The organism is Kineococcus mangrovi (assembly GCF_041320705.1).
GTDB classification, from domain to species: domain Bacteria; phylum Actinomycetota; class Actinomycetes; order Actinomycetales; family Kineococcaceae; genus Kineococcus; species Kineococcus mangrovi.
In genome coordinates, this window is record NZ_JBGGTQ010000005.1 from 259,354 (window position 1) to 285,607 (window position 26,254).

Annotated in this window: 26 protein-coding genes; 12 read left to right on the forward strand and 14 right to left on the reverse strand. The window is 73.4% G+C overall.

Going from position 1 to position 26,254, the window contains the following annotated elements; genetic code table 11:
* The first annotated feature begins 20 nt into the window (after positions 1 to 20).
* From AB2L28_RS12550 to AB2L28_RS12560, 3 genes are all read left to right on the forward strand, one after another.
* Positions 21 to 374, forward strand: coding sequence for a metal-sulfur cluster assembly factor (locus AB2L28_RS12550; protein ID WP_370719268.1), 354 nt, complete (start codon positions 21 to 23; stop codon positions 372 to 374).
* 130 nt (positions 375 to 504) lie between these two features.
* Positions 505 to 2,103 (forward strand): ribosomal protection-like ABC-F family protein, encoded by a 1,599-nt coding sequence (abc-f, locus tag AB2L28_RS12555; RefSeq protein ID WP_370719270.1) that lies wholly within the window; start codon positions 505 to 507, stop codon positions 2,101 to 2,103.
* A gap of 177 nt (positions 2,104 to 2,280) precedes the next feature.
* On the forward strand, positions 2,281 to 2,502 hold the full coding sequence (locus AB2L28_RS12560; RefSeq protein ID WP_370719272.1) for a helix-turn-helix domain-containing protein: 222 nt from the start codon (positions 2,281 to 2,283) through the stop codon (positions 2,500 to 2,502).
* Between the two features lie 63 nt (positions 2,503 to 2,565).
* On the opposite strand, the gene AB2L28_RS12565 is transcribed toward AB2L28_RS12560, so the two are convergent.
* From AB2L28_RS12565 to AB2L28_RS12580, 4 genes are all read right to left on the reverse strand, one after another.
* Positions 2,566 to 3,318: an SDR family oxidoreductase gene (locus tag AB2L28_RS12565; RefSeq protein ID WP_370719274.1), complete on the reverse strand. Its 753-nt coding sequence runs from the start codon at positions 3,316 to 3,318 to the stop codon at positions 2,566 to 2,568.
* A gap of 129 nt (positions 3,319 to 3,447) precedes the next feature.
* Positions 3,448 to 4,437, reverse strand: a complete 990-nt coding sequence (locus tag AB2L28_RS12570; protein ID WP_370719275.1) for an SURF1 family cytochrome oxidase biogenesis protein — start codon at positions 4,435 to 4,437, stop codon at positions 3,448 to 3,450.
* Positions 4,434 to 4,703, reverse strand: coding sequence for a hypothetical protein (locus AB2L28_RS12575; RefSeq protein WP_370719277.1), 270 nt, complete (start codon positions 4,701 to 4,703; stop codon positions 4,434 to 4,436). The genes AB2L28_RS12570 and AB2L28_RS12575 overlap by 4 nt, the downstream gene beginning before the upstream one ends.
* An 85-nt stretch (positions 4,704 to 4,788) precedes the next feature.
* Positions 4,789 to 5,226: a DUF3099 domain-containing protein gene (locus AB2L28_RS12580; RefSeq protein ID WP_370719279.1), complete on the reverse strand. Its 438-nt coding sequence runs from the start codon at positions 5,224 to 5,226 to the stop codon at positions 4,789 to 4,791.
* A 100-nt stretch (positions 5,227 to 5,326) separates the two neighbouring features.
* Here AB2L28_RS12580 and fabG point away from each other — a divergent pair, with 100 nt between their 5' ends.
* The gene (gene fabG, locus AB2L28_RS12585) at positions 5,327 to 6,049 is read left to right on the forward strand and encodes a 3-oxoacyl-ACP reductase FabG (protein ID WP_370719448.1); all 723 of its coding nucleotides are present in this window, start codon (positions 5,327 to 5,329) and stop codon (positions 6,047 to 6,049) included.
* Positions 6,050 to 6,173: 124 nt separating this feature from the next.
* Here the strand turns inward: fabG and serB are convergent, their stop codons facing one another.
* The 3 genes from serB to glgC form a co-directional block, all read right to left on the reverse strand.
* Entirely contained in the window at positions 6,174 to 7,421 is a 1,248-nt protein-coding gene (serB, locus tag AB2L28_RS12590) for a phosphoserine phosphatase SerB (protein WP_370719280.1), read from the reverse strand.
* 50 nt (positions 7,422 to 7,471) lie between these two features.
* Positions 7,472 to 8,251 (reverse strand): LLM class F420-dependent oxidoreductase, encoded by a 780-nt coding sequence (locus tag AB2L28_RS12595; protein ID WP_370719449.1) that lies wholly within the window; start codon positions 8,249 to 8,251, stop codon positions 7,472 to 7,474.
* 74 nt (positions 8,252 to 8,325) lie between these two features.
* Positions 8,326 to 9,561 (reverse strand): glucose-1-phosphate adenylyltransferase, encoded by a 1,236-nt coding sequence (gene glgC / locus AB2L28_RS12600; RefSeq protein ID WP_370719282.1) that lies wholly within the window; start codon positions 9,559 to 9,561, stop codon positions 8,326 to 8,328.
* Positions 9,562 to 9,662: 101 nt separating this feature from the next.
* Between glgC and glgA the strand changes: the two genes are divergently transcribed.
* Positions 9,663 to 10,853, forward strand: a complete 1,191-nt coding sequence (gene glgA / locus AB2L28_RS12605) for a glycogen synthase (RefSeq protein WP_370719284.1) — start codon at positions 9,663 to 9,665, stop codon at positions 10,851 to 10,853.
* On the opposite strand, the gene AB2L28_RS12610 is transcribed toward glgA, so the two are convergent.
* Positions 10,850 to 11,818, reverse strand: a complete 969-nt coding sequence (locus AB2L28_RS12610; protein WP_370719286.1) for an epimerase — start codon at positions 11,816 to 11,818, stop codon at positions 10,850 to 10,852. The genes glgA and AB2L28_RS12610 overlap by 4 nt on opposite strands.
* Before the next feature lie 60 nt (positions 11,819 to 11,878).
* Here AB2L28_RS12610 and AB2L28_RS12615 point away from each other — a divergent pair, with 60 nt between their 5' ends.
* Both AB2L28_RS12615 and AB2L28_RS12620 read left to right on the forward strand, forming a co-directional pair.
* On the forward strand, positions 11,879 to 12,940 hold the full coding sequence (locus AB2L28_RS12615; RefSeq protein WP_370719288.1) for a type III polyketide synthase: 1,062 nt from the start codon (positions 11,879 to 11,881) through the stop codon (positions 12,938 to 12,940).
* Between the two features lie 28 nt (positions 12,941 to 12,968).
* Positions 12,969 to 13,493, forward strand: coding sequence for an isoprenylcysteine carboxyl methyltransferase family protein (locus AB2L28_RS12620; RefSeq protein ID WP_370719289.1), 525 nt, complete (start codon positions 12,969 to 12,971; stop codon positions 13,491 to 13,493).
* Positions 13,494 to 13,550: 57 nt separating this feature from the next.
* Here the strand turns inward: AB2L28_RS12620 and AB2L28_RS12625 are convergent, their stop codons facing one another.
* From AB2L28_RS12625 to AB2L28_RS12635, 3 genes are read right to left on the reverse strand one after another with little or no spacing between them, the layout of a single operon-like run.
* Positions 13,551 to 14,378, reverse strand: coding sequence for a formate/nitrite transporter family protein (locus tag AB2L28_RS12625; RefSeq protein ID WP_370719291.1), 828 nt, complete (start codon positions 14,376 to 14,378; stop codon positions 13,551 to 13,553).
* Positions 14,359 to 15,489, reverse strand: coding sequence for a Brp/Blh family beta-carotene 15,15'-dioxygenase (locus AB2L28_RS12630; protein WP_370719293.1), 1,131 nt, complete (start codon positions 15,487 to 15,489; stop codon positions 14,359 to 14,361). Before AB2L28_RS12630 ends, AB2L28_RS12625 begins: the two co-directional genes overlap by 20 nt.
* Before the next feature lie 4 nt (positions 15,490 to 15,493).
* On the reverse strand, positions 15,494 to 16,477 hold the full coding sequence (locus tag AB2L28_RS12635; protein ID WP_370719295.1) for a bacteriorhodopsin: 984 nt from the start codon (positions 16,475 to 16,477) through the stop codon (positions 15,494 to 15,496).
* Positions 16,478 to 16,687: 210 nt separating this feature from the next.
* Here AB2L28_RS12635 and AB2L28_RS12640 point away from each other — a divergent pair, with 210 nt between their 5' ends.
* Positions 16,688 to 18,445 carry a SpoIIE family protein phosphatase gene (locus AB2L28_RS12640; protein ID WP_370719297.1) on the forward strand — a complete coding sequence of 586 codons (1,758 nt, stop codon included), beginning with the start codon at positions 16,688 to 16,690 and terminating at the stop codon, positions 18,443 to 18,445.
* Positions 18,446 to 18,476: 31 nt separating this feature from the next.
* On the opposite strand, the gene AB2L28_RS12645 is transcribed toward AB2L28_RS12640, so the two are convergent.
* Positions 18,477 to 19,304 carry an Rv1486c family protein gene (locus tag AB2L28_RS12645; RefSeq protein ID WP_370719298.1) on the reverse strand — a complete coding sequence of 276 codons (828 nt, stop codon included), beginning with the start codon at positions 19,302 to 19,304 and terminating at the stop codon, positions 18,477 to 18,479.
* A gap of 34 nt (positions 19,305 to 19,338) precedes the next feature.
* On the opposite strand from AB2L28_RS12645, the gene AB2L28_RS12650 reads away from it, so the two are divergent.
* The gene (locus tag AB2L28_RS12650; RefSeq protein WP_370719300.1) at positions 19,339 to 20,121 is read left to right on the forward strand and encodes an ABC transporter ATP-binding protein; all 783 of its coding nucleotides are present in this window, start codon (positions 19,339 to 19,341) and stop codon (positions 20,119 to 20,121) included.
* Between the two features lie 453 nt (positions 20,122 to 20,574).
* Here the strand turns inward: AB2L28_RS12650 and AB2L28_RS12655 are convergent, their stop codons facing one another.
* Positions 20,575 to 21,231 carry a hypothetical protein gene (locus AB2L28_RS12655; protein ID WP_370719302.1) on the reverse strand — a complete coding sequence of 219 codons (657 nt, stop codon included), beginning with the start codon at positions 21,229 to 21,231 and terminating at the stop codon, positions 20,575 to 20,577.
* 467 nt (positions 21,232 to 21,698) lie between these two features.
* On the opposite strand from AB2L28_RS12655, the gene AB2L28_RS12660 reads away from it, so the two are divergent.
* Positions 21,699 to 22,100 (forward strand): hypothetical protein, encoded by a 402-nt coding sequence (locus tag AB2L28_RS12660; protein WP_370719304.1) that lies wholly within the window; start codon positions 21,699 to 21,701, stop codon positions 22,098 to 22,100.
* A 287-nt stretch (positions 22,101 to 22,387) separates the two neighbouring features.
* Here the strand turns inward: AB2L28_RS12660 and AB2L28_RS12665 are convergent, their stop codons facing one another.
* On the reverse strand, positions 22,388 to 23,680 hold the full coding sequence (locus AB2L28_RS12665; RefSeq protein WP_370719306.1) for an IS256 family transposase: 1,293 nt from the start codon (positions 23,678 to 23,680) through the stop codon (positions 22,388 to 22,390).
* A 418-nt stretch (positions 23,681 to 24,098) separates the two neighbouring features.
* Between AB2L28_RS12665 and AB2L28_RS12670 the strand changes: the two genes are divergently transcribed.
* Together AB2L28_RS12670 and AB2L28_RS12675 are read left to right on the forward strand one after the other, a co-directional pair.
* Entirely contained in the window at positions 24,099 to 25,397 is a 1,299-nt protein-coding gene (locus tag AB2L28_RS12670) for a serine hydrolase domain-containing protein (protein WP_370719308.1), read from the forward strand.
* 126 nt (positions 25,398 to 25,523) lie between these two features.
* Complete coding sequence (locus AB2L28_RS12675) at positions 25,524 to 26,117, forward strand: hypothetical protein (protein WP_370719310.1); 594 nt, start codon at positions 25,524 to 25,526, stop codon at positions 26,115 to 26,117.
* Positions 26,118 to 26,254: the final 137 nt, after the last annotated feature.

Here is a 26,254-nt window from a genome sequence, read left to right on the forward strand (position 1 = left end):
CTCGACGACAGGGAGACACCGTGAGCGAGACCACCACAGCGACGGGTGCGGCGAACGGGCCGACCCCGGCGGCGCTGACCGACGTCGAGGAGGCCCTCAAGGACGTCGTCGACCCCGAGCTGGGGATCAACGTCGTCGACCTCGGCCTCATCTACGGGTTGACGGTGTCCGACGACAACGTCGCGACGATCGACATGACGCTGACCAGCGCGGCCTGCCCGCTGACCGACGTCATCGAGGACCAGACCGCCCAGGCCCTCACCGACGTCGTCGCCGACCACCGCATCAACTGGGTGTGGATGCCGCCGTGGGGTCCGGAGAAGATCACCGACGACGGGCGCGAGCAGTTGCGCGCCCTGGGGTTCAACGTCTGACGCACCCCGGCCCGACGGGCCAAGGCCCCCGGACGTCCCCGTCCGGGGGCCTTGGCGTGCCCGGACCCACCGGCCGGCTCGTAGACTGGCCCCACCCCCTGCCCGACCCGAGCCCCTGTGAGCTGCCCCCGTGATCGTCGCCACCGACATCGAACTGCGAGCAGGCGCGCGCCTGTTGATGGAGGGGGTGAACTTCCGGGTCGCCGCCGGTGACCGCATCGGACTGGTGGGCCGCAACGGGGCGGGCAAGACGACGCTGACCAAGGTGCTCGCCGGTGAGGGGCAGCCGGCGTCGGGGACGGTGACCCGGTCGGGGGAGATCGGCTACCTGCCCCAGGACCCGCGCGCCGGGGACCCCGAGATGCTGGCCCGCGACCGGATCCTGGCCGCCCGCGGGCTGGACGCCGTCGTGGCCAAGCTGCGCCGGGCCGAGGCGGACATGGCCAGTGAGGACCCCAAGGTCCGCGACCGGGCGATGGACCGCTACAGCAAGCTCGACGCCCGGTTCGTGGCCCTCGGCGGGTACACCGCCGAGAGCGAGGCGGCGCGCATCTGCGCGAACCTCAACCTGCCCGACCGCATCCTGGACCAGCAGCTCAAGACGCTGTCGGGGGGTCAGCGCCGCCGCGTGGAGCTGGCCCGCATCCTGTTCTCGGCCAGTGAGACCCTGTTGCTGGACGAGCCCACCAACCACCTCGACGCCGACTCCATCACCTGGCTGCGCGAGCACCTGCGCAACTACTCCGGCGGTCTCATCGTCATCAGCCACGACGTGGAGCTGCTCGACGTCGTGGTCAACCGCGTCTTCCACCTCGACGCCAACCGGGCCACGATCGACCTGTACAACGTGGGCTGGAAGAACTACCTCAAGCAGCGCGAGACCGACGAGAAGCGCCGCCAGCGCGAACGGGCCAACGCCGAGAAGAAGGCCGGGACGCTGCTGGCCCAGGCCGCCAAGATGGGCGCCAAGGCCACCAAGGCCGTCGCGGCGCAGAACATGGCCAAGCGGGCCGAGCGGCTCCTGGACGGGCTGGAGGAGGTCCGCGTCCAGGACAAGGTCGCCAAGCTGCGCTTCCCCCGGCCCGCCCCCTGCGGCAAGACGCCCCTCATGGCCGAGGGGCTGAGCAAGTCCTACGGCTCGCTGGAGATCTTCACCTCCGTCGACCTGGCCATCGACCGCGGCAGCCGCGTCGTCATCCTCGGCCTCAACGGGGCCGGCAAGACGACGCTGCTGCGCATGCTCGGCGGGGTGGAGGACCCCGACACCGGGCAGATCGTGGCCGGGCACGGCCTGAAGGTGGGCTACTACGCCCAGGAGCACGAGACGCTGGACCACGACCGCACGGTGCTGGAGAACATGCGCTCGGCGTCCCCGGACCTGGACGACACCCGCGTCCGCACGGTGCTGGGCTCGTTCCTGTTCTCCGGCGACGACGTCGACAAGCCCGCCGGGGTCCTCTCGGGCGGGGAGAAGACGCGGCTGGCCCTGGCCACCCTCGTCGTCTCCAGCGCCAACGTGCTGCTCCTGGACGAGCCGACGAACAACCTCGACCCGGCCTCGCGCGCGGAGATCCTCGACGCGCTGAAGCACTACGAGGGCGCCGTCGTGCTCGTCACGCACGACGAGGGGGCCGTGGAGGCCCTGGGCCCCGAGCGCGTCGTGCTGCTGCCCGACGGCGTCGAGGACCTGTGGAACGCCGGGTACGCCGAGCTCGTCTCCCTCGCCTGAGACCGGTTCGGGTGCAGCGCTGAAACGTTTTCGCAGGTGAGAGGCCCGCGGTGGGCGGTCCGACGCGGCTTCGACTGGCCAGGACGGGTCCCAGTGGTGACCATGGGGAGGGTCTGAGGTCGGCGAGGACGCGCAAGCACGGGGACACGTGGACAGGTGGACATGGAGGAGGTCGAGGTGACCGAGACGATCAAGCGCGGTACCCGGTTGAGCGGGTCCGAACGCGAGCAGCTCGCCGGTGAGCTGTCCAGGGGGTACGCGGAGGGCAAGAGCATCCGGGCGCTGGCGGAGGAGACGGGGCGGTCCTACGGGTTCGTCCACCGGCTCCTGAGCGAGAACGACGTCACGCTGCGAAGCCGGGGTGGTGCCACGCGCGGCAAGGCGCGTCAGGGGGGCTGAGGCGCCCCGAGCGTCGTCCGCCCCGCCGGGCCGCCCGCGGCGGCCCGGCGCGGGCGGACCCGTTCACAGGGAGCGGTCGGTCCCGCCGTCGACGAGCAACGAGGCTCCGGTGATGTAGCTGGCGGCGGGGGACAGCAGGAAGACCGCCGCGCGGGCGAACTCGTCCGGCAGCCCGGCGCGACGCAGCGGGATGGTGTCCAGCAGGTCCGTGGCCAGGTCGGCGGGGTCCTCGAACTCCAGCGGTGAGCTGGCGTCGACGTGACCGGCGAGCAGGTTGTTGATCCGCACCCCGCGCGGGCCGAGCTCGTCGGCCAGCGCCTTGGCGGCCATGGCCAGGCCCGGGCGCAGCCCGTTGGCGACGCCGGCGTCCATGACGGGACTGCGCGCGGTGCTCGACAGGAGCAGCACCATCGAGGCGCCCTCGCCGGTGGCGGCCTTGCCGACCGAGCGGGCCAGCCGCAGCGGTCCGAGCAGGCTGGACTCGAACGCCTCTCGCCAAGCGCCGTCGGCGGCCTCCAGGACGGTCGAGGTCGGTGGGGCTCCGCAGGAGATGACCGCGCCGTCGAGGCGGCCGAAGCGGGCGTTGGCGGCGGCCACGAGGCGGGTCTCGGTACCGGGGTCGGAGATGTCGCCGGGCACGAGCAGCATGCGCCCCGGGTCGCCGATGCTGGGGGCCACCGCGGCCAGCTCCTCCTCGTCGGCCGCGTGCAGCACGAGCAGTCCGCCCTCGTCGGCGAGCACCCTCGCACAGGCCAGGCCCAGACCGGTGGACGCACCGGAGACGATGTACACGCGGTCAGTGAGGCCCAAGTCCATGAGCCTATTGTTGCGCAGAGTGCCCGATGAGACACACATCATGATCCCATGCACCCGAACGGGCGAATTTGCGCGGGGTGACCGGGCTTCCTGCCGGTGGTGGTTCCCCTCGTTGGACGGTCCGTCCGGTCAGCGGTGCTCGACGCGGGCGTCGAGCTCGGCGTCCTCAGCCGCCTCGTCGACCCCCTCGCGCCGGCGCCGGCGGCGGGGTGCGGGCGGCGCAGCGGACGTCGTGCCGGCTCCTCGTGGTGCCCGGTCCTGCGCGGTGCCCGGGGTGGTGCCCGGGGTGGGGTCCTGGGGGGTCTGGTCCTCTTCGGCGCGGGCCTGCAGCTCCCGCCGCCCGGCGACGACCCACACGACGAGCGCGGTGAGCGCGAACCCGAACCACTGCACCGTGTAGGCCAGGTGCGGTCCCTCGTCGACGGCCGGTCGTTCGGCCGGGGCCGGGGCCGGGACGGCGGCCGGGCTGGTCCCGGAGGCGGGTGCCTCCGAGGCCAGGAGCGCGTACCCGCCCAGCAGGCGGGGCGGGTCGTCGAGGGCCCCCTCGACGGCGGCGGTGACGCTGTCGCCGGCGATGGACGTCACCTGCCCGGCCGGGACGCGGCCGCGCTTGTCGTCCTCCCACTGCCGCAGCCGGGCCACGACCGTCACCCGCCCCGCCGGTGGGGCGGGGACGGCGTCGGGGCGCTCGGTGGAGTCGTCCCCGGCGGGCAGCCAGCCGCGGTCGACGAGCAGCGCCGTCCCGTCGTCCTGGACGAGGGGGACCAGCACTTCGTAGCCGAACCGTTCGTCGCGGGGGCGGTTGCGGACCAGGACGGTCGCGTCGGTGTCGTAGGTGCCCGTCAGGCGCACGGGCGTCCAGACGTCACCGGGGGCCAGCACCTGCCCGTCGCCGAGCACGGAGTCCACGGGCACGGGCGCGGCGTCGTAGTTCTGCACCAGGGGGGCGTTGGCGGCCAGGCGTTCCTCGCGCCGGTGCCACTGCCACCGGCCCAGGGCGCAGCACACGAGGGCGACGAGGACGGCCAGGGCCAGCCCGCGCAGCCAGCGCGGTTCGCGCAGCAGCCGCAGGACGTTCCGGCTCGCCGGCCGGGCGTCCCGCACGCCTGCTCCCCTCACGTCCTCAACTGTGCCACCTCGACGACCTCGCGCAGGAAACCCCTCGTGCCCAGGAACCGGCTGAGGTGCTCGCGGTGCTCCTGGCACGCCAGCCACGTCTTGCGGCGCTCAGGGGTGTGCAGGGTGGGGTTGTTCCACAGCAGACCGAAGTCGGCGTGGTGGGTGCAGCCGCGGGCGCTGCAGACGAGGTCGGAGGGTGGTTCGTGCGGCGAGGCCGCCGCCCAGGAGTGGTGGGTCGTTCCCCGGGGTTCCACGCGAGGTTCCACGCGGTCAGTCTGGCACCGCCGGGGCGGCTGTCCAACCCGTGAACGTCCCCGTGCCGGCAGGTGTCCTCGCGGTGTCGGGCCGGTCTCACGTGCCGGGCCGCGGCCCGGGTCCGGAGGGGCCGGGGTCGTTCGGAGACCACACGTGGGTGATCTGCGCCTCCAGCGCGGGCAGCTCCTGCGGTTCGCGCGGGGCCTGGGGGGTCACGTCGAAGGAGTCCGGTGCCGGGCCGCGCGACTCGCGGCCGGCGTTGGCCAGCACGACGGCCACGTAGGGCAGGAAGACCGCACCGGCGATGAACAGCCAGCGCGACCAGTGGTCGATGAAGGCGAAGCACAGGAAGCAGGCGGTGCGGATGAGCATCGAGACGACGTACTTGCGGTACCGCACGCCGAGGTCGTCGGTGTGCGAGGTCGGTGCCGCGGTGATCCGGAAGGTCTCCTCCTGGGCGCGGTGGCCGTGCTGGGGCTGCTGGCCGGGCCGGGAGGGCGGGGTGCGTGCGTCGGAACTGCGCTGGTCGTGCACCGTTCAACGGTAAGCCCGCCCCCGCGGGCCGCACACCGGGACGGACGTGTGATGCGTTACGTTCCCCGCCGTGACCTCCACGACCGACCCCTCCGCCCCGATGCCCGACCCCACCCCCGCCCGCACCCCGCGCAGCGTCCTGGTGACCGGTGGCAACCGCGGCATCGGCCTGGCCGTGGCGCAGGCGTTCGCCGCCGCCGGTGACCGGGTGGCGGTGACGTACCGCTCGGGGGAAGCGCCGGCCGGTTTCCTCGGTGTGCGCGCCGACGTGACCGACCCGGCGTCGCTGGACGCGGCGTTCGCGACCGTCGAGGCCGAGCAGGGGGCGGTGGAGGTGCTGGTGGCCAACGCGGGCACCAACCGCGACCAGCTGCTGATGCGGATGAGCGACGAGGAGTTCGACACCGTCCTGGACGCCAACCTCGCCGGGGCCTGGCGGGTGGCCCGCCGGGCGGTGCGGGGCATGGTGCGCGCCAAGCGGGGGCGGATCATCTTCATGTCCAGCGTGGTGGGGATGTACGGCTCGCCGGGGCAGACGAACTACGCCGCCAGCAAGTCCGGGATGGTCGGGCTGGCGCGCTCCATCGCCCGGGAGCTGGGCGGCCGCGGCATCACGGCCAACGTCATCGCGCCGGGGTTCATCGACACCGACATGACGCGGGAGCTGCCGGAGGCCACGCAGGCCCAGTACCGGGCTCAGATCCCGGCGGGCCGGTTCGGGGACGCCTCCGACGTCGCGCGGGCCGCGGTGTTCCTGGCCGAGGCCGGTTACGTCAACGGCGCGGTGCTGCCGGTCGACGGCGGCCTCGGGATGGGGCACTGAGTGTCCGGTCCCTCCCCCTCGGGGGGCCGCAAGCTGGCCGTGCTGGGCGCCGTGATGATCGCCTTCATCGCGGGGCTGGCGCTGCTGTCGACGTGGGCCCTGGGGCACGGCTGAGCGCTGCGGGTCAGTCCCGGCCCAGGGCCTCGTCGGCCAGGTCGGCGTCCTCGACGTCCTCGCGGGTGATGCCCAGCAGCGGCAGGACCGCGTCCAGGTAGGGGACGTTGAGCGCGGCGTCGGCCTGTTCGCGCACGACGGGTTTGGCGTTGAAGGCGATCCCCAGACCGGCGGCGCCGATCATGTCCAGGTCGTTGGCGCCGTCGCCGATGGCCACGGTGCGGTGCAGGGGCAGGCCCTCGGCGGCGGCGAACTCCCGCAGGGCGGCGGCCTTGGCGGCCCGGTCCACCACGGGTCCCAGGACGCGCCCGGTGAAGCGGCCGTGGACGACCTGCAGGCGGTTGGCGCGCACGTGCGCGATGCCGAGCTCGGCCGCCAGGGGCCCGACGACCTCCAGGAACCCGCCGGAGACCAGGGCGAGGGTGAACCCCAGCCGGTGCAGGGTGCGGCACAGCGTCCGCGCGCCGGGGGTCAGCGCGACGGCGGCGCGCACGTCCTGCACGACGGACACGTCGAGCCCTTCGAGGCAGGCGACGCGTTCGCGCAGGGAGGCGGCGAAGTCGAGCTCCCCGCGCATGGCCCGTTCGGTGACGGCCGCGACCTCGGCCCCGCGCCCGGCATGGGCGGCGAGCAGTTCGATGACTTCCTGCTGGATGAGGGTGGAGTCGACGTCCATGACCACCAGCCGGCGGCCCATCCGGGCCAGCCCGGCGGGGGAGACGGCGGCGTCCAGGCCGTGCCGGCCGGCCTCCACGGCCAGGGTGCGGCGCAGGGCCAGGACGTCGTCGGGGCCGCCGCGGGTGGACACGTCGAGTTCGACGCTGGTGACCGGTTCGGCCGACATCCGCCGCACGCGGTCGACGTTCGCCCCGGCCTGGGCCAGCACCGTCGTGACGCGAGCGACCGCCGCCGGCAGCAGGGGGGCGCCGAGCAGGGTGACGTGCAGCCGGCGGGGCCGGTCGGTGACGTCCGTGCGCGGTGCGGTGCAGCGGATCTCCAGACCCTCCAGACCCTCCGGCCGCGTGCCGGCGACGGTGGCGCGCACCGCGTCGGCGCGGGTGAGCAGGACGGACAGGGTCAAGACCCCGCCGACGACGACCTGCTCCACGTCGAGCACGTGGGTTCCGGTGGGTTCCAGGGCCGCGAACAACGCCGAGGTCACCCCGGGGCGGTCCGGTCCGGTGACCGTCACGAGAACGCTGTCGGGCGCAGTGCCGGAGGGGGTGCCGGAGGGGGTGTCCGGGGTGGGGGTGGGCACGCCCGGAACCCTACCGGGAGGGTTCCGGGCGTGGCCGGGTGCGGAGGCCCTCAGCCGTTCTTGCCGTCGCGCCAGGCGAGGAGGTCGGCCAGGACGGCGGTGTCGTGGTCGGGGCCGCCGACCCCGATGGTGAACAGCCGCGCGCCGGCGGCGTACATCGTCTCGGCGTCCTCGACGGTCTCCACCCCCACGGAGCGTTCGATCTCCCCCGGGTCGCGACCGATCTCGGCGCAGCGCTCGTCCAGGACGGCGGACTTGCGGGTGAACGTCTCCACGTCGCCGAAGGTGTGCCAGATGTCGGCGTGCCGGGCCACCAGGCGCAGGGTCTTCTTCTCCCCGCCGCCGCCGATGAGGACGGGGATGTGGCGGGTGGGTGCGGGGTTGAGCTTGCCCAGGCGGGACTCGATGCGGGGCAGGTCGTCGCGCAGCTTGTCCAGGCGGCCGCCGGCGGTGCCGAACTCGTAGCCGTACTCGTCGTAGTCCTTCTCGAACCAGCCCGAGCCGATGCCCAGGACCAGCCGGCCGGTGCCGGGGTCCTGCGCGCTGCCGTGGGCGGAGATGTGGTCGACGGTGCGGGCCATGTCGGCGAGCAGTTCGGGGTTGCGGTAGGAGTTGCAGGAGACCAGCGCGCCGATCTCGATGCGGCTGGTGGCCTCGGCCCACGCGGCGAGCATCGTCCAGCACTCGAAGTGCAGGCCCTCGGGTTCGCCGTACAGGGGGTAGAAGTGGTCCCAGTTGAAGGCGATGTCGGCGCCCATCTCCTCCACCCGCGCCGCGGCGGCGCGGATCGCGGGGTAGGGGGCGTGCTGGGGCTGGATCTGGATGCCGATGCGCGCGGGCCTGTCCCCGGCGGTCCCGGGAGTTCCCGCGGGGTTCTCGGTGGTGTTCTCGGTGGGGGTGGTGCTCACGAGATGGTCTGTCCCTTCCCGACGACGGTGATGCCCGAGGGGGTGACGTGGAAACCCCGGGCGCGGTCCTCCTCGGCGTCGACCCCGATGCGGGCGTCGTCGGGGATGGTGACGAACTTGTCGACGATGGCGCGCTGGACCACGGCGTGCCGTCCGACCTGGACGCCGTCCATGAGGACGGACTCGGACACGTGCGCCCAGGAGTCCAGGCGCGCGTTGGGGGAGACGATCGACTTCTCCACCAGCGCACCGGAGACGACGGTGCCCTGGGAGATGATGGAGTTCACCGCGTGCCCGTAGGTGCCCTGCCAGCCGTGGACGAACTTCGCCGGCGGGTAGAAGTCCTGCGCGGCGACGATGGGCCACTCGTAGTTGTAGAGGTTGAACACCGGCAGGACGGAGATGAGGTCCATCTGCGCCTCGAAGTAGGCGTCCAGCGTCCCCACGTCGCGCCAGTAGGCGCGGTCGCGGTCGGTGGCGCCGGGGACCTCGTTGTCCTTGAAGTCGTACACCGAGGCCAGCCCCCGGCCGACGAAGTCGGGGACGATGTCCCCACCCATGTCGTGCTTGGAGTCCTCCCGCTCGGCGTCGCGGGTGACGGCGTCGACGAGGGCGTCGGCGTCGAAGACGTAGTTGCCCATCGAGGCCAGCACCTCGTGGGGGGAGTCGTCCAGGCCCTGGGGGTCCTTGGGCTTCTCCAGGAACTGCGCGATCCGGGAGGAGCCGTGCTCGGTCTGGATGACGCCGAACTGGTCGGCCAGGGAGATGGGCTGGCGGATGGCGGCCACGGTGCACGGCGAACCGGAGGCGACGTGGGCCTCGACCATCTGGGAGAAGTCCATGCGGTACACGTGGTCGGCGCCGACGACGACGACGATGTCGGGGCGCTCGTCGGAGATGAGGTTCAGCGACTGGTAGATCGCGTCCGCGGAGCCGAGGTACCAGCGCTGCCCGACGCGCTGCTGGGCCGGGACCGAGGCGATGTAGGAGCCGAACAGGTTCGACATCCGCCAGTTCTGGGAGATGTGCCGGTCCAGGGAGTGCGACTTGTACTGGGTCAGCACGACGATCTTGCGGTACGCGGCGTTGACCAGGTTGGACAGGGCGAAGTCGATGAGGCGGTAGGTGCCGCCGAACGGGACGGCGGGTTTGGCCCGGTCGGCGGTGAGTGGCATGAGCCGTTTGCCCTCCCCGCCGGCGAGGACGATCGCGAGGACGTTCGGTGTGGCCACGAGGGGCAGACTAGGGCCCAGTACGCTGGCTTGCCCATCAGGTGGCTCAACACGGGCGCCGGTGCGCCGCCGCGGCGCCGGTTCCCAGGGAAGGACGTGCCGTGCGTGTCGACCTGCTCACCAAGGAGTACCCCCCGGAGATCTACGGCGGGGCGGGCGTGCACGTCCAGGAACTGGTCGCGGCGCTGCGCGCGGTGCCCGGCGGCCCGCAGGTGCAGGTGCGCTGCTTCGGCGCCGCACGCACCGAGCCGGACGCCACCGCCTACCCCGAGCCGGCCACCCTGACCGGGGCCAACGCCGCCGTGCGCACCCTCGGGGTGGACCTGGCCATGGCGCAGGACGCCGCAGGCGCGGACCTGGTGCACTCCCACACCTGGTACGCCAACCTGGCCGGGCACCTGGCCTCCCTGCTGCACGGCGTCCCGCACGTGGTGACCGCCCACAGCCTGGAACCGCTGCGGCCGTGGAAGGCCGAGCAGCTCGGCGGCGGCTACCGGGTCTCCTCCTGGGCCGAGCGGACCGCCTTCGAGGCCGCCGCCGCCGTCGTGGCCGTCAGCGCCGGGATGCGCGCGGACATCCTGCGCTCCTACCCGGCGCTGGACCCCGCCCGCGTCCACGTCGTCCACAACGGCATCGACGCCGCGCAGTGGGAACGCGTCGAGGGCCGGGACCTGGTGCGCGCCAACGGGGTCGACCCCGACCGCCCCAGCGTCGTCTTCGTGGGGCGCATCACCCGGCAGAAGGGCCTGCCGCACCTGCTGCGCGCCGCGGCGCAACTGCCGCCGCAGGTCCAGCTCGTCCTGTGCGCCGGGGCGCCGGACACCCCCGAGATCGCCGCCGAGGTCGCCGGGCTCGTGCAGGAGCTGCAGCGCACCCGCGACGGCGTCGTGTGGCTGCAGCGGCACCTCAGCCGCGCCGAGCTGCTCGAGCACCTCTCGCAGGCCACCGTGTTCGTCTGCCCGTCGGTGTACGAACCCCTCGGCATCGTCAACCTGGAGGCCATGGCCTGCGGCGCCGCGGTCGTGGGCACCGCGACCGGCGGGATCCCCGAGGTCGTCCAGGACGGCACCACCGGGTGGCTCGTGCCCATCGAGCAGGTCACCGACGGCACCGGCGCCCCGGTCGAGCCCGACCGGTTCGTCGCCGACCTCGCCGCCACGCTCACCGAAGCCGTCTCCGACCCCGACCGGGCCCGGGCGTTCGGGGCCGCGGGCCGCACCCGCGCGGTCGAGCGGTTCTCCTGGGACGCCATCGCCGAGCGGACCCTGCAGGTCTACCGCTCGGTGCTCTAGGCGCGGGGACCGCGGGGCAGGGCGCGGCGGCGGGCGACCAGGTCGGCCGCCGCGTCCGGCCACGTGGGGTGGGTGAAGGTGAACCCGGCGCGCAGCAGCCGGCCGGGCACCACCCGCCGGCTCTTCAGCAGCAGCTCGGCGTCGGTGCGCAGGGCCAGCGCCCCGGCCCGGGCCATCCAGCGCGTCGCCGGCAACCCGACCGGCCGTCCCCACGTGCGGCGCAGCACCCGCATCGTCTCGGCCTGCGTCAGCGGGTGCGGGGCGGCGAGGTTGACCGGCCCGGACAGCTGCGGGTGGGTCCGCAGGAAGTCCAGGGCGCGCACGAGGTCGTCGCCGTGGACCCACGACACGTACTGCCCGCCGCCGGCGACCGGACCGCCCAGCCCCAGGCGCGCCATCGTCGACAGCACGTCGAAGACGCCGCCGCGGTCGGGGGTCATGACCATCGCCGCCCGCAGCGCCACCTTCCGCGTCGCCGGGACGTCCGCCTCCTGCAGGGCCTGCTCCCAGCGGCGGGCGATGCGCACGCTGTACTCCCAGTACAGCGGGACGTGCGGTTCGGCCCCGCCGATCTCACCGTCCTCGTCGTGGGCCGGGCCGCGCGTGTCGGCGTAGACCGTCGCGGTGCTCATCTGCAGCCACGTCGCCGGCGGCCGGGCCGCGGCCGCGATCGCCTGGCCCACGACGCGGGTGGACTGCACCCGCGAGTCCATCATCTGGCGCAGGTTGGCGTCGGTGTACCGGCAGTTCACCGTCCGCCCGGCGAGGTTCACCACGACGTCGGCACCGTCGAGCTCACCGGCCCACGCACCCAGCGTCCGGCCGTCCCACACCGCGTGCCGCACCCCCGGCTCCAGCCGCTCGGGCCGGCGCGAGAGCACCACCACCTCGTCCCCGCGCGCGACGTGCACCCGGCGCAGCAGCGCCCCGACCTGACCCGTGCCCCCCGGCAGGACGATCTTCACACCGCTGACGGTAGCCGCCCCGGACGACGGCCGCGCCGGGCCGGGTGCGAGGCTGCGCCCGTGGATCCGCGCGCGAGGCCCCGGGTGCTGGCCGTCGAACCGGTCCTGCCCACCCACCGCCACGACCAGGACGAGATCGCCGCCGAGCTGGCGCCCCTGCTCACCGAGCCCGGTCCGCGCCGGGAGCTGCTGCACCGGCTGCACGCCAACGCCGGGGTCCGCACCCGCCACCTGGCCCTGCCGCTGAGCCGGTACGCCCACCTCACCACCCGCCCCGACGCCTTCGAGGCCGCGAACGCCGTCTTCGCCCAGGTCGGCCTGGACCTGGCCGAGCAGGCCGTCAAGGGGGCGCTCGCCAGCGCCGGGCTGGCCCCCGCCGACGTCGACGTCCTGCTGTTCACCACCGTCACCGGGGTCGCCGCCCCGTCCCTGGACGCCCTGCTGGTGGAGCGGGTGGGGCTGCGCCGGGACGTGGTGCGCTGGCCGGGGTTCGGCCTGGGGTGCGTGGCCGGGGCCGCGGGGATCTCCCGGCTGCAGGACCACCTCACCGGGCACCCCGGCCAGGTCGGGCTGCTCGTCAGCGTCGAGCTGTGCTCCCTGACGCTGCAGCCGGGCGACACCTCCGCGGCCAACCTCGTCGCCAGCGGCCTGTTCGGCGACGGCGCCACGGCCCTCGTCGTGGCCGGACCCGAGCGCGCCGGCACCCGCCCCGGGTGGGCGGTGCTGGAGCACGCCTCCCGGCTGCTGCCGGACTCCACCGACGCCCTCGGCTTCCAGGCCGGCTCGCGGGGGCTGCGCATCGTGCTCTCGGCGGGCCTGCCCGACGTGCTGCACCGGCACGTCGGCGCCGACGTGCGCGCCTTCCTGGCCGCCCGCGGCGTGGACCACTGGGTCGTGCACCCCGGCGGGCCGAAGGTGCTGGACGCCGTCGCCGACGCCCTCGACCTGCCCGCGGCGGCGCTCGCGACCTGCCGGCGGGTGCTGGCCGAGGAGGGGAACCTGTCCAGCTCGGCCGTCCTGCACGTCCTGGCCCGCACCACCGCGGCGCCGGGGGAGCGCGCCCTGGTGCTGGGGGTCGGGCCCGGGGTCAGCACCGAGACCGTCCTGCTGGAACGCGTGTGAACCGCAGCCTGGACCGGAGGGGGACCGCGTGAGCGTCCTGTTCGTCGTCCTCGTCCTGGCCACCGCCCTCGAACGGCTGGCCGAGCTCGTCGTGTCCACCCGCAACGCGCGCTGGTCCTTCGCCCGCGGCGGGGTGGAGACCGGCCGCGGGCACTTCGGGCCCATGGTGGCCCTGCACACGGGGCTGCTGGTGGCGTGCCTGGTGGAGGCCGGGGTCGCCGACCGGCCCGTGCTGCCCGCCCTGGCCGCACCGATGCTGGTCCTGGTGCTGGCCTCGCAGGGACTGCGGTGGTGGTGCATCGCCACCCTGGGACCGCGGTGGAACACCCGCGTCATCGTCGTGCCCGGCCTGGCGCTGGTGGCGCGCGGGCCCTACCGCTGGTTCACCCACCCCAACTACGTCGCCGTCGTGGTCGAGGGCTTCGCCCTGCCCCTGGTCGGGTCCTGCTGGTGGACCGCGGCCGCGTTCACCGTCCTGAACGCGGTGCTGCTGCTGGGCTTCCGGCTGCCGGCCGAGAACCGGGCCCTGGCCGCCCTGCCCCCGGCGGGCTGAGGAACCCCCGCCGCGCCTGCGGGCACCGGGGCGGCGGGGGCGACGGGCGGGGAGGGCTCAGGCTCGGTCCTGCTCGGCGGCGCGGCGCTCCTCGGCCACCCGGTGCGGCGCGCGCAGCACCCGGATCGCGGTCACCAGCAGCAGACCCCCGACCAGGTTGCCCAGCACGGCCCACCCGACCAGCTGCAGCCACGTCCCGTACCCGAACGGGGCCCCGACGTGCAGTGCCGCGAACATCAGCAGGGAGTCCAGGACGCTGTGGAACAGCTGCGCTCCGGCCAGCAGCGCCCCGAACAGGATCGCCGGCACGATCTTGACGCCCACGCTGTCGGTGGCGTGCTGCATCCGGGTCATGAGGGTGATGACCGCCCCGGCCAGCACGGCCAGCGCGAAGGACTGCCGGCTCACGCCGAGCTCGACGAAGTGCTCGGCCGAGGCCACGGCCGTGGGACCGATCTCCGGCAGCGCCGTGACGATCAGCCAGCTCACCACCCAGCCCGCGGCGAGGTTCATCACCAGCGTCAGCACCCACAGCCGCAGGAGTTGCAGCACGGTCCCGCGGCGGGAGATGACCGCGGTGACGGGGACCAGGAAGTTCTCGGTGAACAGTTCGCTGCGGGCCATCAACAGGGCCACGAACCCGACCGAGAAGGCCAGCCCGGCCAGCAGGTCGCTGCCGGTCTCGTGCTTGACGACCAGGTAGGCCAGCAGGCCGCTGCCGATGTCGATGCCCCCCAGCAGCCCGACGCTGATCAAGGGCAGCAGCGGGCGGCGCACCCGGTCCTCGCCCTCGGAGACGAGGCGGTCGAAGGCGTCCTCCACCTCCGGTTCGGGCTCGTCGGGGCGGTCGGCGGCACCGGGCAGGTCAGAGCTCGTCTGGTCCACGTGCCGACTTTGCGGGGCGCACGGCCCCGGCGCCAGCGGTGATCCACCGGGAGCGGACCCACCGGGACCCGCTCACCGGCCCGTGCACCGCGGCGGGCGGCTCGGTCCAGCGCAGGCCGCGGTCCGTGCGGGCCACCACGACGCTGTGCGGGACGGTCAGGCACAGGACCAGGGCCAGCCCCACCACGAGGACGGAGCGGCCGCCGGCCGGCACCGCGACCGCGCCGGCCACGACGGTCAGGGCGGTGGGCAGGGCCGCGGACCGGCAGAACCGCCGCAGGGCCACCGGCGGGCCCACCGCCTCGCGCAGGGCGTCGGTGGCGACCATGCGGGTGACCTGCCGCCAGGAGTGCCACAGCCCGAAGTAGACGGCGAAGGCCAGCAGGGGGGTGACCAGCGTGAACAGGGCGGTCAGGGCGGCCGTCTCGCCCGCCGTGGCCCACCGGGCCCGGACCAGGGCCAGGACGCAGGTGGCCGCGGCAGCGGTCAGCGCCACGACGGTCCCGGCGCGGGCGAAGGCCTCCACGACGGGGGCGTGCCCACCGGACAGGCCGTCCAGGACCCCCTCGACGGCCTGCCCGTGCAGGCCCAGGGGGACGGCGACGGGCACGGTGCCGGCGGCGAGCGCCTGCAGCACCCGCAGCGTCGGGGGCAGCGGGCCGGTGCCCCGGGCCCGCCAGCGGGCGGTGACGTCGTCGGCGGCGCCGAAGTGGACCGCGGCCAGCGCGAGCAGGGCCAGCAGGGCGGGCAGGGGTGCGAGCAGCCAGCAGCCGAGGGCCGTGAGGGCGCAGCCCAGGTAGGCCGCGGTGGCCAGGCGGCGGGAGCGGGGGGTGGCCCCGGGGTCCAGCACCTCCGGGCGCAGCAGGTCCACGGCCCCGTGCGGCAGCCCCACGAGCAGGCTGGCGAGCAGGAGGGCCGCACCGGCCGGGCCGGCGGAGGCGCCGGGCCCGGTCAGCACGTCCACCGCGGTGCCCGGCGCCGACCGGCCGGCGGTGACGAGCACGGCCGCGGCCACCGTCGCGACCGCGACGGCGACGGGGGTGTCCAGGACACCGCGCCAGGCCCGGGTGGGGACCGGCAGCCGTTGCGCCGGGCCCTGGTGGGCGCTCACGTCCTCAGCGCCGCCGACCGTCGAAGGTCGGTTCCTCGTGGCTCGGGACGGGGGAGGGGGAGGGGCTGACCGTGACGGCGGCGGGGACGGACAACAGGGTGCCGGAGACCCAGACCTCACCGGGCAGGCTGTCGGGCAGGGTCACCGTCCGGTGGGCTTCGGTGTCGCCGCCGGCGGCCACGGTGTCCTCGGCGGTGCGCAGCTTGGCGACCTTGTGGATGACCAGGCCGAACCCGGCCTTGGCGGCGATGTCGGCGAAGGTGAACACGAGCTGTTCGGTGGTGGCCCAGCCGGCGTCGGAGGCCCCGGCCCAGGCGGGCACGAGGTAGGCCAGCGGGTAGGCGCCGAAGACGCTGAGCAGCAGGACGAGGGCGTTGCGGTAGCTGGTGCGGGTCTCGGCGGAGACCTCGTCCCGGGTGGACCGGTAGGCGCGCCAGGCCACGACGTACAGGACGACGAAGAAGACGGTGCTGACGGCCCCCCAGACCCACAGGGCGGCGCCGGTGCCCTGGCGCGCGTCGGCGCCGTAGACGACCCCGAGGTAGCCGGTGGCGATCATGAGGAAGGCCGAGGGGACCGCGACGGTGCGCAGCCGGAACGCCTGCGAGCGGGTCAGGACCGCGACCGCGAGCAGCTCGACGGTCAGCAGCGGGACGGTCACCGACCAGTCCATGTAGCGCAGCTCGGTGACGACGGTGCCGGGCCGGGGGGTGAAGGTGGAGCCGTCGGGGGAGGCCTGGAAGCCGAGCACCCACTCCAGGACGAGCGCGACGTAGGCCAGCGTGGCGATCCAGCAGACGAGGGTGCTGGCCAGGACCGCCGGCCGGTAGGCCTTGGAGACCTCCGAGGTCGTCTTGGCCCCGTAGACCCCGGTGGCGAACAGGGCGAAGGCGGCGACGACGAAGGAGTACAGGACGAGGGAGTACTGGGCGGAGCTGTAGGTGGAGGTGGCGGTGAACTCCGCCCCCGCCAGGGTCGTGGGGAACATGGGGCTCCAATCTGTCGAGCGCACCGCAACGCTTGCGTCGCGCAACACCTACGAAAGTAGGCCCGGGCAACGACAGGTGCGCGCCGAGGACCGGTCCCGGCTCCTGGGGATCTGCCGCCGATCTCCTGGACGGTCCCTGGCCCTCCCCGCCCGGGCCCCCACCGCCGACCTCGGCCCGCACCGCCGGAACCGGCACGGCAGGATGGACCGGTGGACGAGGACCTGCGCCGTGGACTGCTCAAGCTGTCCTCCGACGTGCTGCAGGGCACGATGCGGGCCGCGGAGGCGATCGAACCGACGGTCACCCCGGCCCAGCTGCGGGTCCTGGCCGTCCTGGCCGACGGCGGCCCCCTGACGGTGAGCGCCCTGGCCGCGCACCTGGGCGTGGCCGTGTCCACCGCCAGCCGGCTGGGGGACCGCCTCAGCGGCGCCGGTCTGCTGATCCGGCAGAACGGCACCGACAACCGCCGCGAGGTCGAGCTGGCCCTGACCCGCCGCGGGCGGCTGGTCGCCGGGCGCTGGGCCGACGCGCGGGTGGAGGTCCTGTCCGACCTGCTGGCCCAGCTCGAGCACCCCGCCCGCCGGGCCGTCGAGGACGGGGTGCGCGTCCCGCCACCGCAGACCGCGAGCCCGCCGGGGACCCCGTCGGCCCCCGCCCGACCCGAAGGGGCCGCCGGGCCGGTGCCGGAGCCGGTCCGCACCCCCGCCTGGGCGCGGGCGGACGCCACGTCCCCGGCGTGCCACCGCCTCTCCGGCGCGCTGCGGGCCGCCGACCCGCACACGGCCCCCGACGTCCTGGTCACCGAGCTCGCCGAGGTCCTGGACTCCGCCGCGGTCGTCCTGCGGGTGCGCTCCCCCGACGGGCGGGTCCTGCGCCCGGTGTCCTGGCGGGGCCCGGCGGACGCGCCGGCGCCGCGGGAGGAACCGGTGGACCGCAGCCCGGCCGGCCAGGCCCTGCGACTGGACGACCTCGTCGTGGAGGTCGAGGGCGAGGTCGTGGTCGCGCACGCGCCCCTGACCCGCGCCGCGCAGCGCCTGGGCGTGGTCAGCGTCCACTGGCAGGCCCCCGCAGGGCAGGACGACCCCGGCGCGAGCGCCGCGCAGACGCAGGTGCGGGCGGGCCCACCGGAACGGTGGTCGGACCTGCTGCTGGCCCTGGTCGCGACCGCCGGGGCGCAGCTGGAGGCCGCCAGCACCGGCAGCCGGCGGATGCACCTGGCCTCCCGCACGCAGGAGTGGACCGTCGCCGCCGAGATCCAGGCCCGCCAGTCCGGCCCCGGCGCCGTCGCCGTCCTCGGGGCGCGCGCGGCCGCCCACACCGAGCCCTCGGCCAGCGGGGGCGCCGAGGCGCACGACCTGGAAGTGGTCACGGCCCCGGCGCACCGCGACGGGCGACCGGGCACCGTGTCCCCGGTGCACCTGGACCTGGCCCTGGTGGACTGCCGCTCCCGGGGCCGGCAGGCCGCCGCGGCGACCGGGCTGGCCCTGGGCGCGCTGCGCCACGCCCGCAGCCTCGGGCTGGACCTGCCCGAGCAGGCCCGGCTCGTCGACCAGGCGGTCTTCGGCGAGCACCGCGGCGAGCACGTCGTGGACGTGCTGCTGCTGCGCGTGGACTTCGACCCGTGGCGGGTGCACGTCCTGGCCAGTCCCGACACCACGGTCCACCTCCAGCGCGACACGTTCCTGCAGGAGCTGGACCTTCCGCGCCACGACCCCCTGGGCCTGACCGGGGAGGCCGACTACCGGGCCGTGTCCCTGGACCTCACCCGGGGCCAGCGCCTCCTGGTCACCGGGGACGGCTTCGGGCCGGTGCCCCAGCACGGCCGCCGCCGCGTGGAGACGGTCGCCAACCGGCTGCGCGACCTCAGCGCCGACGAGGTCGTGCGCCAGGTCATCACCGACCTGCTCGAGACCGCCGGCCCCGACGGCCCCGACGAGGACGCCACGGTCGTCTGCCTGGACCTGTGAGCCGACCCCTCACCAGTCAGACCCCTCACCCTCAGGGCCGGGCGGGTTCGGCGTGCGCGTTGACGGCCGCCACCAGCGCCCGCCGCGCCACCGCACCGACCTCCCGCAGCGCACCCGCGCGCGAGGTCGCCTCCACGCTCGTGATGGCCGCGCCGTCGTCCTCGGCGGCCAGGTCCACGATCGCCAGGACCCGCGCAGCGGTCTGCAGGACCCGCATCGCCCGCGGCGACGTCACCGGCGGCACCGCGTCCCCGACGAGACCACCGTCGCGGACGGCGGCGATCCGGTCGGCGGCCTCCTCGCGCCAGCGCGCCACGTCCAGGCTCGCCAGCGCCTGCGTCGCCGTACCCAGCGCCACCCGCAGCTCCCGCTCGGACTCGGCCACGCTGGAGCTGTCCGGCACCCGGCGCGCAGCGGCGGTGCGCACCGCCCACGTCACGAACGCCCCCGGCTCCAGGACCGAACCGAACTCGCTCACCTCCGGCACCAGCGCCCACCGTCCCTCGTGACCGTCGACCTCGGCCACGACGCACTCCCCGGCCTCCAACGCGGCCACGTTGACCTCGGCCGGGCCCGGCAACCCGCGCGGATCACCCGGCACCGGCAGCGCCAGCAGCAACCGCCCCCCGCACCCACCCCGCCCGCCGGGCCCCGCAGCGCACTCGGCGAACCCGGCCAGCAACGTCGTCACGTCGTCCGGGACCGACCGCACCCCCGGCAGCGCCGCACCCTCCCACCGCACCACGTGCGGTTCGTCCTGACGGGTCACGGCGGCCACGGCGGCATCCAGGGAGACGTCGGCGCTCAGCACACCGGTGCCCCAGGCGGCCAACCGCGCGGAGCGGGGCAGGTCCAGCACAGCGGCGAGGATACGACTCGTTAGGGTCCCCACCATGAGCGACGTGCTGGACCTGTCCACGGTGACCGTCCGCCGGGGGAGCAGCGTGCTGCTCGACGCCGTCGACCTGGCCGTGGACAGCGGGCAACGATGGGTCGTCCTGGGCCCCAACGGCGCCGGGAAGTCCACGCTGCTGTCCATCGCCGCCGGCCGCCTGTTCCCCACCTCCGGCACCGTCGGCATCCTCGGGGAGGTCCTGGGTCGCGTCGACGTCTTCGAGCTGCGCCCCCGCATCGGCCTGGCCAGCACCGCCCTGGCCGGGGCCGTGCCGAACCGGGAGAAGGTCCGCGACGTCGTCGTCACCGCCGCCTACGGCGTCACCGGCCGCTGGAACGAGGCCTACGACCCCGACGACGAGGCCCGCGCCGACGACCTGCTCGCCCTCCTCGGCGTCGCCCACCTCGCCCGACGCGCCTTCGGCACCCTCTCGGACGGGGAACGCAAGCGCACCCAGATCGCCCGCGCCCTCATGACCGACCCCGAACTGCTGCTGCTGGACGAACCCGCCGGCGGCCTCGACCTCGGTGGCCGCGAAGACCTGCTGCGGCGGCTGACGGCGCTCGCGGCCGACCCCGACGCCCCGACCCCGGTCATGGTCACCCACCACGTCGAGGAGATCCCCGTGGGCACCAGCCACGCCCTGCTGCTGCGGGCCGGGCAGGTCGTGGCGGCCGGGCCGGTCGAGCAGACCCTGACCTCGGCGGCGCTGTCGGACACCTTCGGCCTCGCGCTGGAGGTCAGCGCCCGCGACGGCCGGTACGCCGCCCGCGCCGTCTGAGGTTGCACGGGCTCTGCCGGGGGAGCGGTCGCCCGGCGGGGGCGTGGGGCGATTCGGTCCGCCGCTCCCGGGTGACGCCGGTGGCCGCGCTCGCGCTCACGCCGACGAGCGCGACCGCGCGCATATGACGAAAGTCGTGTGGGCGCGGCTCATGTCGATGCCGGTCGGATACTGGCTGCATGACGCCACCCGAGGCCGACCCCACGGGTCCACGTCGCCGTCCCGTCAGTCGAGTGTTGGTGGCGCTCCTGGCTGCCACGCTGGCCGGGAACACAACGGCAGCGTTCCTCAGCCTCGCTAGCTGGACAGCGTGGCAGCGCGGCGTGCTGGGCGGCGTGGTCACCGTCGTCATCGTGGGTCTGCTTTGGAGATGGGCCTTCCAGCCCCCCAAATAGCTCGAACCGCTCGATCGTCCCGCGTTGTGCGCGGCAGGTCATGCCCGGTGAGCAGGAGTCAGGTGAGTGGCTGACCGGTCTCCTGGGCCGGAAGGACGCGCAGGTGCCCCGCCGGCAGCCCCTGCAGCCAGACGCTCGCCTCCTCCAGCGCTGCCCGCAGCACCTGCACGGGACTGCTCCCCTCCCACTCACTGGCCGGGTACTCCGTCCCCGGCACCGGGATCGCCACCATCCAGCTCCACGACCCCGACTCCCCGGCCGGGGCGTACCCGACGCTCACGTCCATGCCCGCGTCCTCGTCGGGCAGGTGGCAGCACAACCGGGCCACGTCCGCCAGCAGCTGCGACCATCCTCGCCACGACCATGCCAACTCCTGGACGAGGTCGTCCACCTCACTCGGGACCGGGACCTCACCTGTAGTGGAGAGGGTCTTGGTGAGCTCGTCGATCACCGCGGCGGGATGACCGGCCAGCTCGTAGGCGTCCTCGCCGGAGTGCGGAAGCCCGAAGTTGACCTCCCAGGACAGGTCGACTCCCTCGTCCTCGCCCAGCTGGCTGTAGGGCACGTAGGCCAGGGTGAAGCCGCAGCTCGCAGGATCTAGGGCGATCATCGAGGCCAGCACCGTCGTGATGGCCTGCTCCACCTCTGACCAGGGACGAGGGTCGCTCCACCCCTTCGCGTTCGGCGGGACGGCGAGGTCTTCTCGGTAGGCCACAGATCGAGCATCGCCAGACAGCTGGTCCCACGCCACCGACTTCACGGTCATCCCGTGGTGCGCGCGGGCGCGCGGTCATCCCGCTATGTGCGTCATGACTGCCCGATGATCTTGCTCTCATGTCGATGAGCGAAGTCAAGCTGATCGCGACGATCACCTGCATATCGTCGCGGTGCGCGCGAAGCGCGCGGTCATCCCGCTTATGTGGGTGATCGGCGTCTGAGTGTGGTCACCCCCAGCCACGGCGCCCCTACACTCGCTGAGCAGCGAAATCACCGAACGCGGTCCGGAGCACACAAGCAGCCATGCCTCAACGGGTCCCACCCCGGCGCCGGCGCATCCGCGACACGGTGTGGTCACGTCGAGGACGACGCGCCGTCGGCACCTTGTACGTGCTGTGCTTCTGGATCGCCTTCATCTGGATCTGCCCCGAAGTCCCCATCGACCAGCTCCACTACCCCGCCGCGGTGCTCGCCCTCACCGCCTTGGTCGCCTACCGGCTGCTCGTCGCACCCCACCTGCGACTGCAAGAACACTCATTGGTCGTCACTGACCTCCTGCGGACCTGGCGGATCCCCTACGGCCAGATCGAGAAGGTGGACGCCAGCAGCGGGCTGTCCCTCCTCCTTCAAGGAGGTGAAGAGGTCACCGTGGCGGCGATGTCCTCATCGCTACTGACGGCTCTGGATCGGGAGCGACGCCTGAAAGCTCTGGCAGTTGAGCTTGAAGCTCGGATCGCTGCCGCAGATGCAGGCTTCGAGCAGATACCTGAGGCGTCCTGGTCGCCTCTGATGAAGAGGAGCTTGACTCTTCTCGGCTTCGTCGCCCTGACCTACGCAGTCGCGCTGGTCTGCAAGCTCATCTTCTGACCACGACGTCTTCGTCAAAGCCGCAGGAAGCACAAGACCTCCCCGTGGTCGCATAGGCGCCCAAGGAGGCCTGGTCGCGACGTCGACCTCGCGGGCATCCCGCTGACCAGGACGTCCGGACGCACGCACATGACGATCTGCGAGCGGTCAGCTCCGGGCCTCTCAGCTGACAAGGGGTGCCTCTCGGGTGCACCGCAGCAGACATGATCGACGCATGAAGACCTGGCGCGGCTGGGTCAAGTCCTCAGAGGTGGTGTACGACGGTTTCCTCGTGATGCTTCGTACGGTCAGGTCGTCAAGGCCTGCATCGTGAGGTCGGAGTTCACCTCCACCGGGCTCTGCGCGGCGTCGGCCGGGCTGGTGGGGTCGTCCGGGTCGGTGCCGCCGGGCATCGACGTGAGCCGGCAACGACCCAGCAGATCCAGCCCGAGGTAACGCCGGCCCTCGGTCCACTCATCGTCCTGCTCAGCCAGCACCGCCCCCACCAGCCGGATGAGGGAGGCGCGGTCAGGGAAGATCCCCACGACGTCGGTGCGGCGGCGGATCTCCCGGTTCAACCGCTCCTGCGGGTTGTTGGACCAGACCTGACGCCACACCTCCTTCGGGAAGGCGGTGAACGCCAGGACGTCGGCGCGGGCGGCGTCCAAGTGCTCAGCGACCTGCGGCAGCTTGACCTGGACCGCATCCAGCAGCCGGTCGAACTGGGCGTGCACCGACCCCGCATCGGGCTGGTCGTAGACGCTGTGCAGCAACGTCTTCACCCAAGGCCAACTCGTCTTCGGCGTCACCGCCATCAAGTTCGCCGCGTAGTGCGTCCGACACCTCTGCCAGGACACTCCAGTCAGGGTGGCCCCGATCGCGGCGACCAGGCCGGCGTGCGCGTCGGAGGTCACCAGCCGGACACCGGACAGGCCGCGGGCGGTGAGATCGCGGAAGAACCCGAGCCAGCCGGCTCCGTCCTCGGCCGAGGAGACCTGCAGACCCAGGATCTCCCGGTGCCCGTCGGCGTTGACCCCCACCGCCAGCAGAGCGTGCACGTTTGCGACCCGGCCGTCCTCGCGGACCTTCATCACCAGCGCGTCAGCGGCGAGGAACGTGTAGGGCCCGGCGTCCAGGCGGCGGGTCCGGAACGCTTCGACCTGCGCGTCCAGGTCCTTGGCCATCTCGCTGACCTGCGACTTCGACAACCTGGTGATGCCCAACGTCTCGACCAGCTTCTCCATCCGGCGGGTGGAGACCCCCAGCGGGTAGGCGGTGGCGACGACGGTGGTCAGGGCTCGTTCGGCGCGGCGGCGCCGCTCCAGCAGCCAGTCGGGGAAGTAGGAGCCTGAGCGCAGCTTGGGGATGGCCACGTCGATGGTGCCCATCCGGGTATCGAAGTCGCGGTGACGGTAGCCGTTGCGGACGTTGACCCGCTCCGGGCTCGACGCGCCGTACTGCGCGCCGCAGACGGCGTCGGCCTCAGCGGACATGAGGGTGTCGATGAACGAGCGCAGCATCGAGCGCATCAGGTCCGGGCTGGCCTGGGACAGCTGCTCGTCCAGCAGGTGGGCAGGGTCCATCATGGGGTTGGCGGTCATCGTGTTGGTCTCCTTCAAAGGCACTGTGAGAGGTCCTTCGAAGCATCACGCGGTGGCCGCCTTCTCCGTGTCAGCCACGCCCGTCAGCGGGGTGGTCGCGCACCACTCTGGTGGACTCCACTCGCGGCTACTTCCTCATTGACCGTCGTCGCCGCAGAACCGATACGACAGGTTAGTCCAGCTCGGTACCCGCTCACGTCTCCTGCGGCCAGCATCGCGGTCATCCCGCGGCGGGTGTGGTCACCGCCTGCTCTGCGAAGCAGCCCCAGGGGTCGCGATACCTTGATCATCACGTGTCACCGGAACAGTCGGTACCCGGTGCTCCACCAGCCAGATCGGGACCCCTGTGCGCACTCCGCTGCTTCACATCGCCTTTCATCGACACGCCGCAGCCATGGCCAGGTGCGCCTTGGTCCTGATGCTCGCGAGTTGGCTTGCGCCGGGAGTCCCCGCTCGGGCCGACGCGACGAGCATCGCCCAGGCGGTCAGCGCACCGGCAGCCGCTCACGAGCTCACCACCGGTGACGTCGACACCTGGCTGGACGGCTTCGTACCCACCGCTTTGGCACGGGAAGGCATCGCCGGCGGCGTGGTCTCGGTCGTCCACGACGGGCAGGTCGTGACCCGTCGTGGCTTCGGCCTGGCCGACACCGGGGTCGACGAGTACGACCAGGACGGTCCCGTCGGCCGGGCCACCACGCCGGTCGACCCTGATCAGACCCTGTTTCGGATCGGGTCCATCTCCAAACTCATCACCGCCACCGCGGTGCTGCAACTGGTCCAGGACGGAGTCCTGGACCTGGACACGCCCGTGCAGAACTACCTGGACTTCACCCTGCCCACCCGTTTCGCCCAGCCCGTCACCCTGCGGCACCTGCTGTCGCACACCGCCGGTTTCGAGGACCAGATCGCCGGGGTCATCCTGGCCCCGCAGGCCGTCCCGCCGACGCTGCTGTCGGTGGTCGCCACCGACCCGCCCGAGCAGATCTTCGCCCCCGGCACCGTCCCGGCCTACTCCAACTACTCCAACGCGCTGGCCGCCTACGTCGTGCAACGCGTCACCGGCCGCGACTACGTCGACTGGGCCACCGAACACGTCCTGGTCCCTGCCGGCATGGGCACCGCCACCTTCGCCCAGCCGTTGCCGCAGGACCTGGCCGACCGGATGTCGCACGGTTACGACTCCACGACCTCACCGCAGGTGCCCTTCGAGATCGTCGGTCCCGCCCCCGCCGATGCCATCTCAGCGACCGCAGCGGACATGAGCGCCTTCCTGCTGTCCCAGCTGGGACACGACACCAGCGCTGAGGGCAGCGCCGTTGCGGGCTCTTCGTCCGACTCGGGGCCCGGCCGCGTGCTGCCGCCAGCGGCCCTGGAACTCATGCACCGGCCCGCCCTCGGCTTCGACCAGCTGGGTGGCCTGGCCGCCGGTCCGCGCATGGCGCTGGGCTACTTCGACCAGTCCCGCAACGGTCACACCATCCTGGGGCACGCCGGCGACCTGACCGCCTTCCACGCCCAGCTGCAGATCTACCCCGACGACGACACCGGCATCTTCCTCGCCCTGAACAGCACCGGAGTGCGTCCCGACTCCAGCCTGGCCGTGCGCGAACAACTGCTCACCGGGTTCAGCGACCGCTACTTCCCTGACCAACGGCCCGCACCGGCACCCTTGCCGACGTCAGCGCAGCACAGCGCTCAGGCCGAGGGCAGCTAGCTCATCTCCCGGCGCAGCCAGAGCACTTTCGCGCGACTGTTCTTCCTGCTGTCGGCCATCGACGTGCGCGCCGCCGGGGACGGGACCTTGACCGTCTCGCAGATCACTGATCCCTCCGGTGCCCTCGTGCCGTTCGTCGAGGTCGAACCGTGGGTGTGGCAGGAGGTCGACGGTCAACGTCGCCTCGCCGCCGACCACGACGGCACCGCAGTGACCGCGATCGGCCTCGATCCCGCCTTCACCGTGCAACCGATGCCCGCCCACCAAGCCGTCCTCCCGACGGTCCTGGCGGCCTCGCTGAGCATCATCCTGGCCTGGCTGCTGATCTGCCTCGTGACGGCCACCCACGCCTGGCGTCACCGGATCCGCCGGCACCGCACGCGAGGCGCTCGGTGGCTGCGTGCCGCCGACGTCTCGTCCGTGGTGGCCTTGGCCGCGGCTGCCGTCAGCTGGGGTGTGGTGGCCACTGCGCTGCTGAACGACGCCCCGCCCCCGGCCGCCTGGGTCATCAGGGCCGCCCAAGTGCTGACCGCGCTGGCGGTGCTGGGTGTCGTGCCCGCCGCGTGGTCCACCGTCCACAGCGCCCGGCGGGTCGTTCGGACTCGAGATCGCCGGGGATGGTTGGACGTCGCCCTGCGCATGGTGCTGGTCGCAGGTTTCGCGGGCCTCGGTCACGGCGTCCTCGTCGGGGGCTTGCTGGCGCCCAGCATCACTTGCTGAGTCCGGATCCGCCGCGGACGCACCACCGACGTCACACCCCCCCGGAGGTCCCCGCGCAATCCAGGTGACGCCACCGGCCGGGCTCTGCGAACCTCCAGCCGGTGATCACCGACGGTCCGTCCCGCACCTGGGGCCGG

Excerpts from the sequence above, each read along its gene's own strand:
- AB2L28_RS12650 (WP_370719300.1), top strand. The coding sequence starts at position 19,339 with ATGAGCGACGTGCTGGACCTGTCCACGGTGACCGTCCGCCGGGGGAGC.
- AB2L28_RS12565 (WP_370719274.1), bottom strand. The coding sequence starts at position 3,318 with ATGGACTTGGGCCTCACTGACCGCGTGTACATCGTCTCCGGTGCGTCC.
- AB2L28_RS12670 (WP_370719308.1), top strand. The coding sequence starts at position 24,099 with ATGCTCGCGAGTTGGCTTGCGCCGGGAGTCCCCGCTCGGGCCGACGCG.
- AB2L28_RS12665 (WP_370719306.1), bottom strand. The coding sequence starts at position 23,680 with ATGACCGCCAACCCCATGATGGACCCTGCCCACCTGCTGGACGAGCAG.
- AB2L28_RS12635 (WP_370719295.1), bottom strand. The coding sequence starts at position 16,477 with ATGTTCCCCACGACCCTGGCGGGGGCGGAGTTCACCGCCACCTCCACC.
- fabG (WP_370719448.1), top strand. The coding sequence starts at position 5,327 with ATGCCCGACCCCACCCCCGCCCGCACCCCGCGCAGCGTCCTGGTGACC.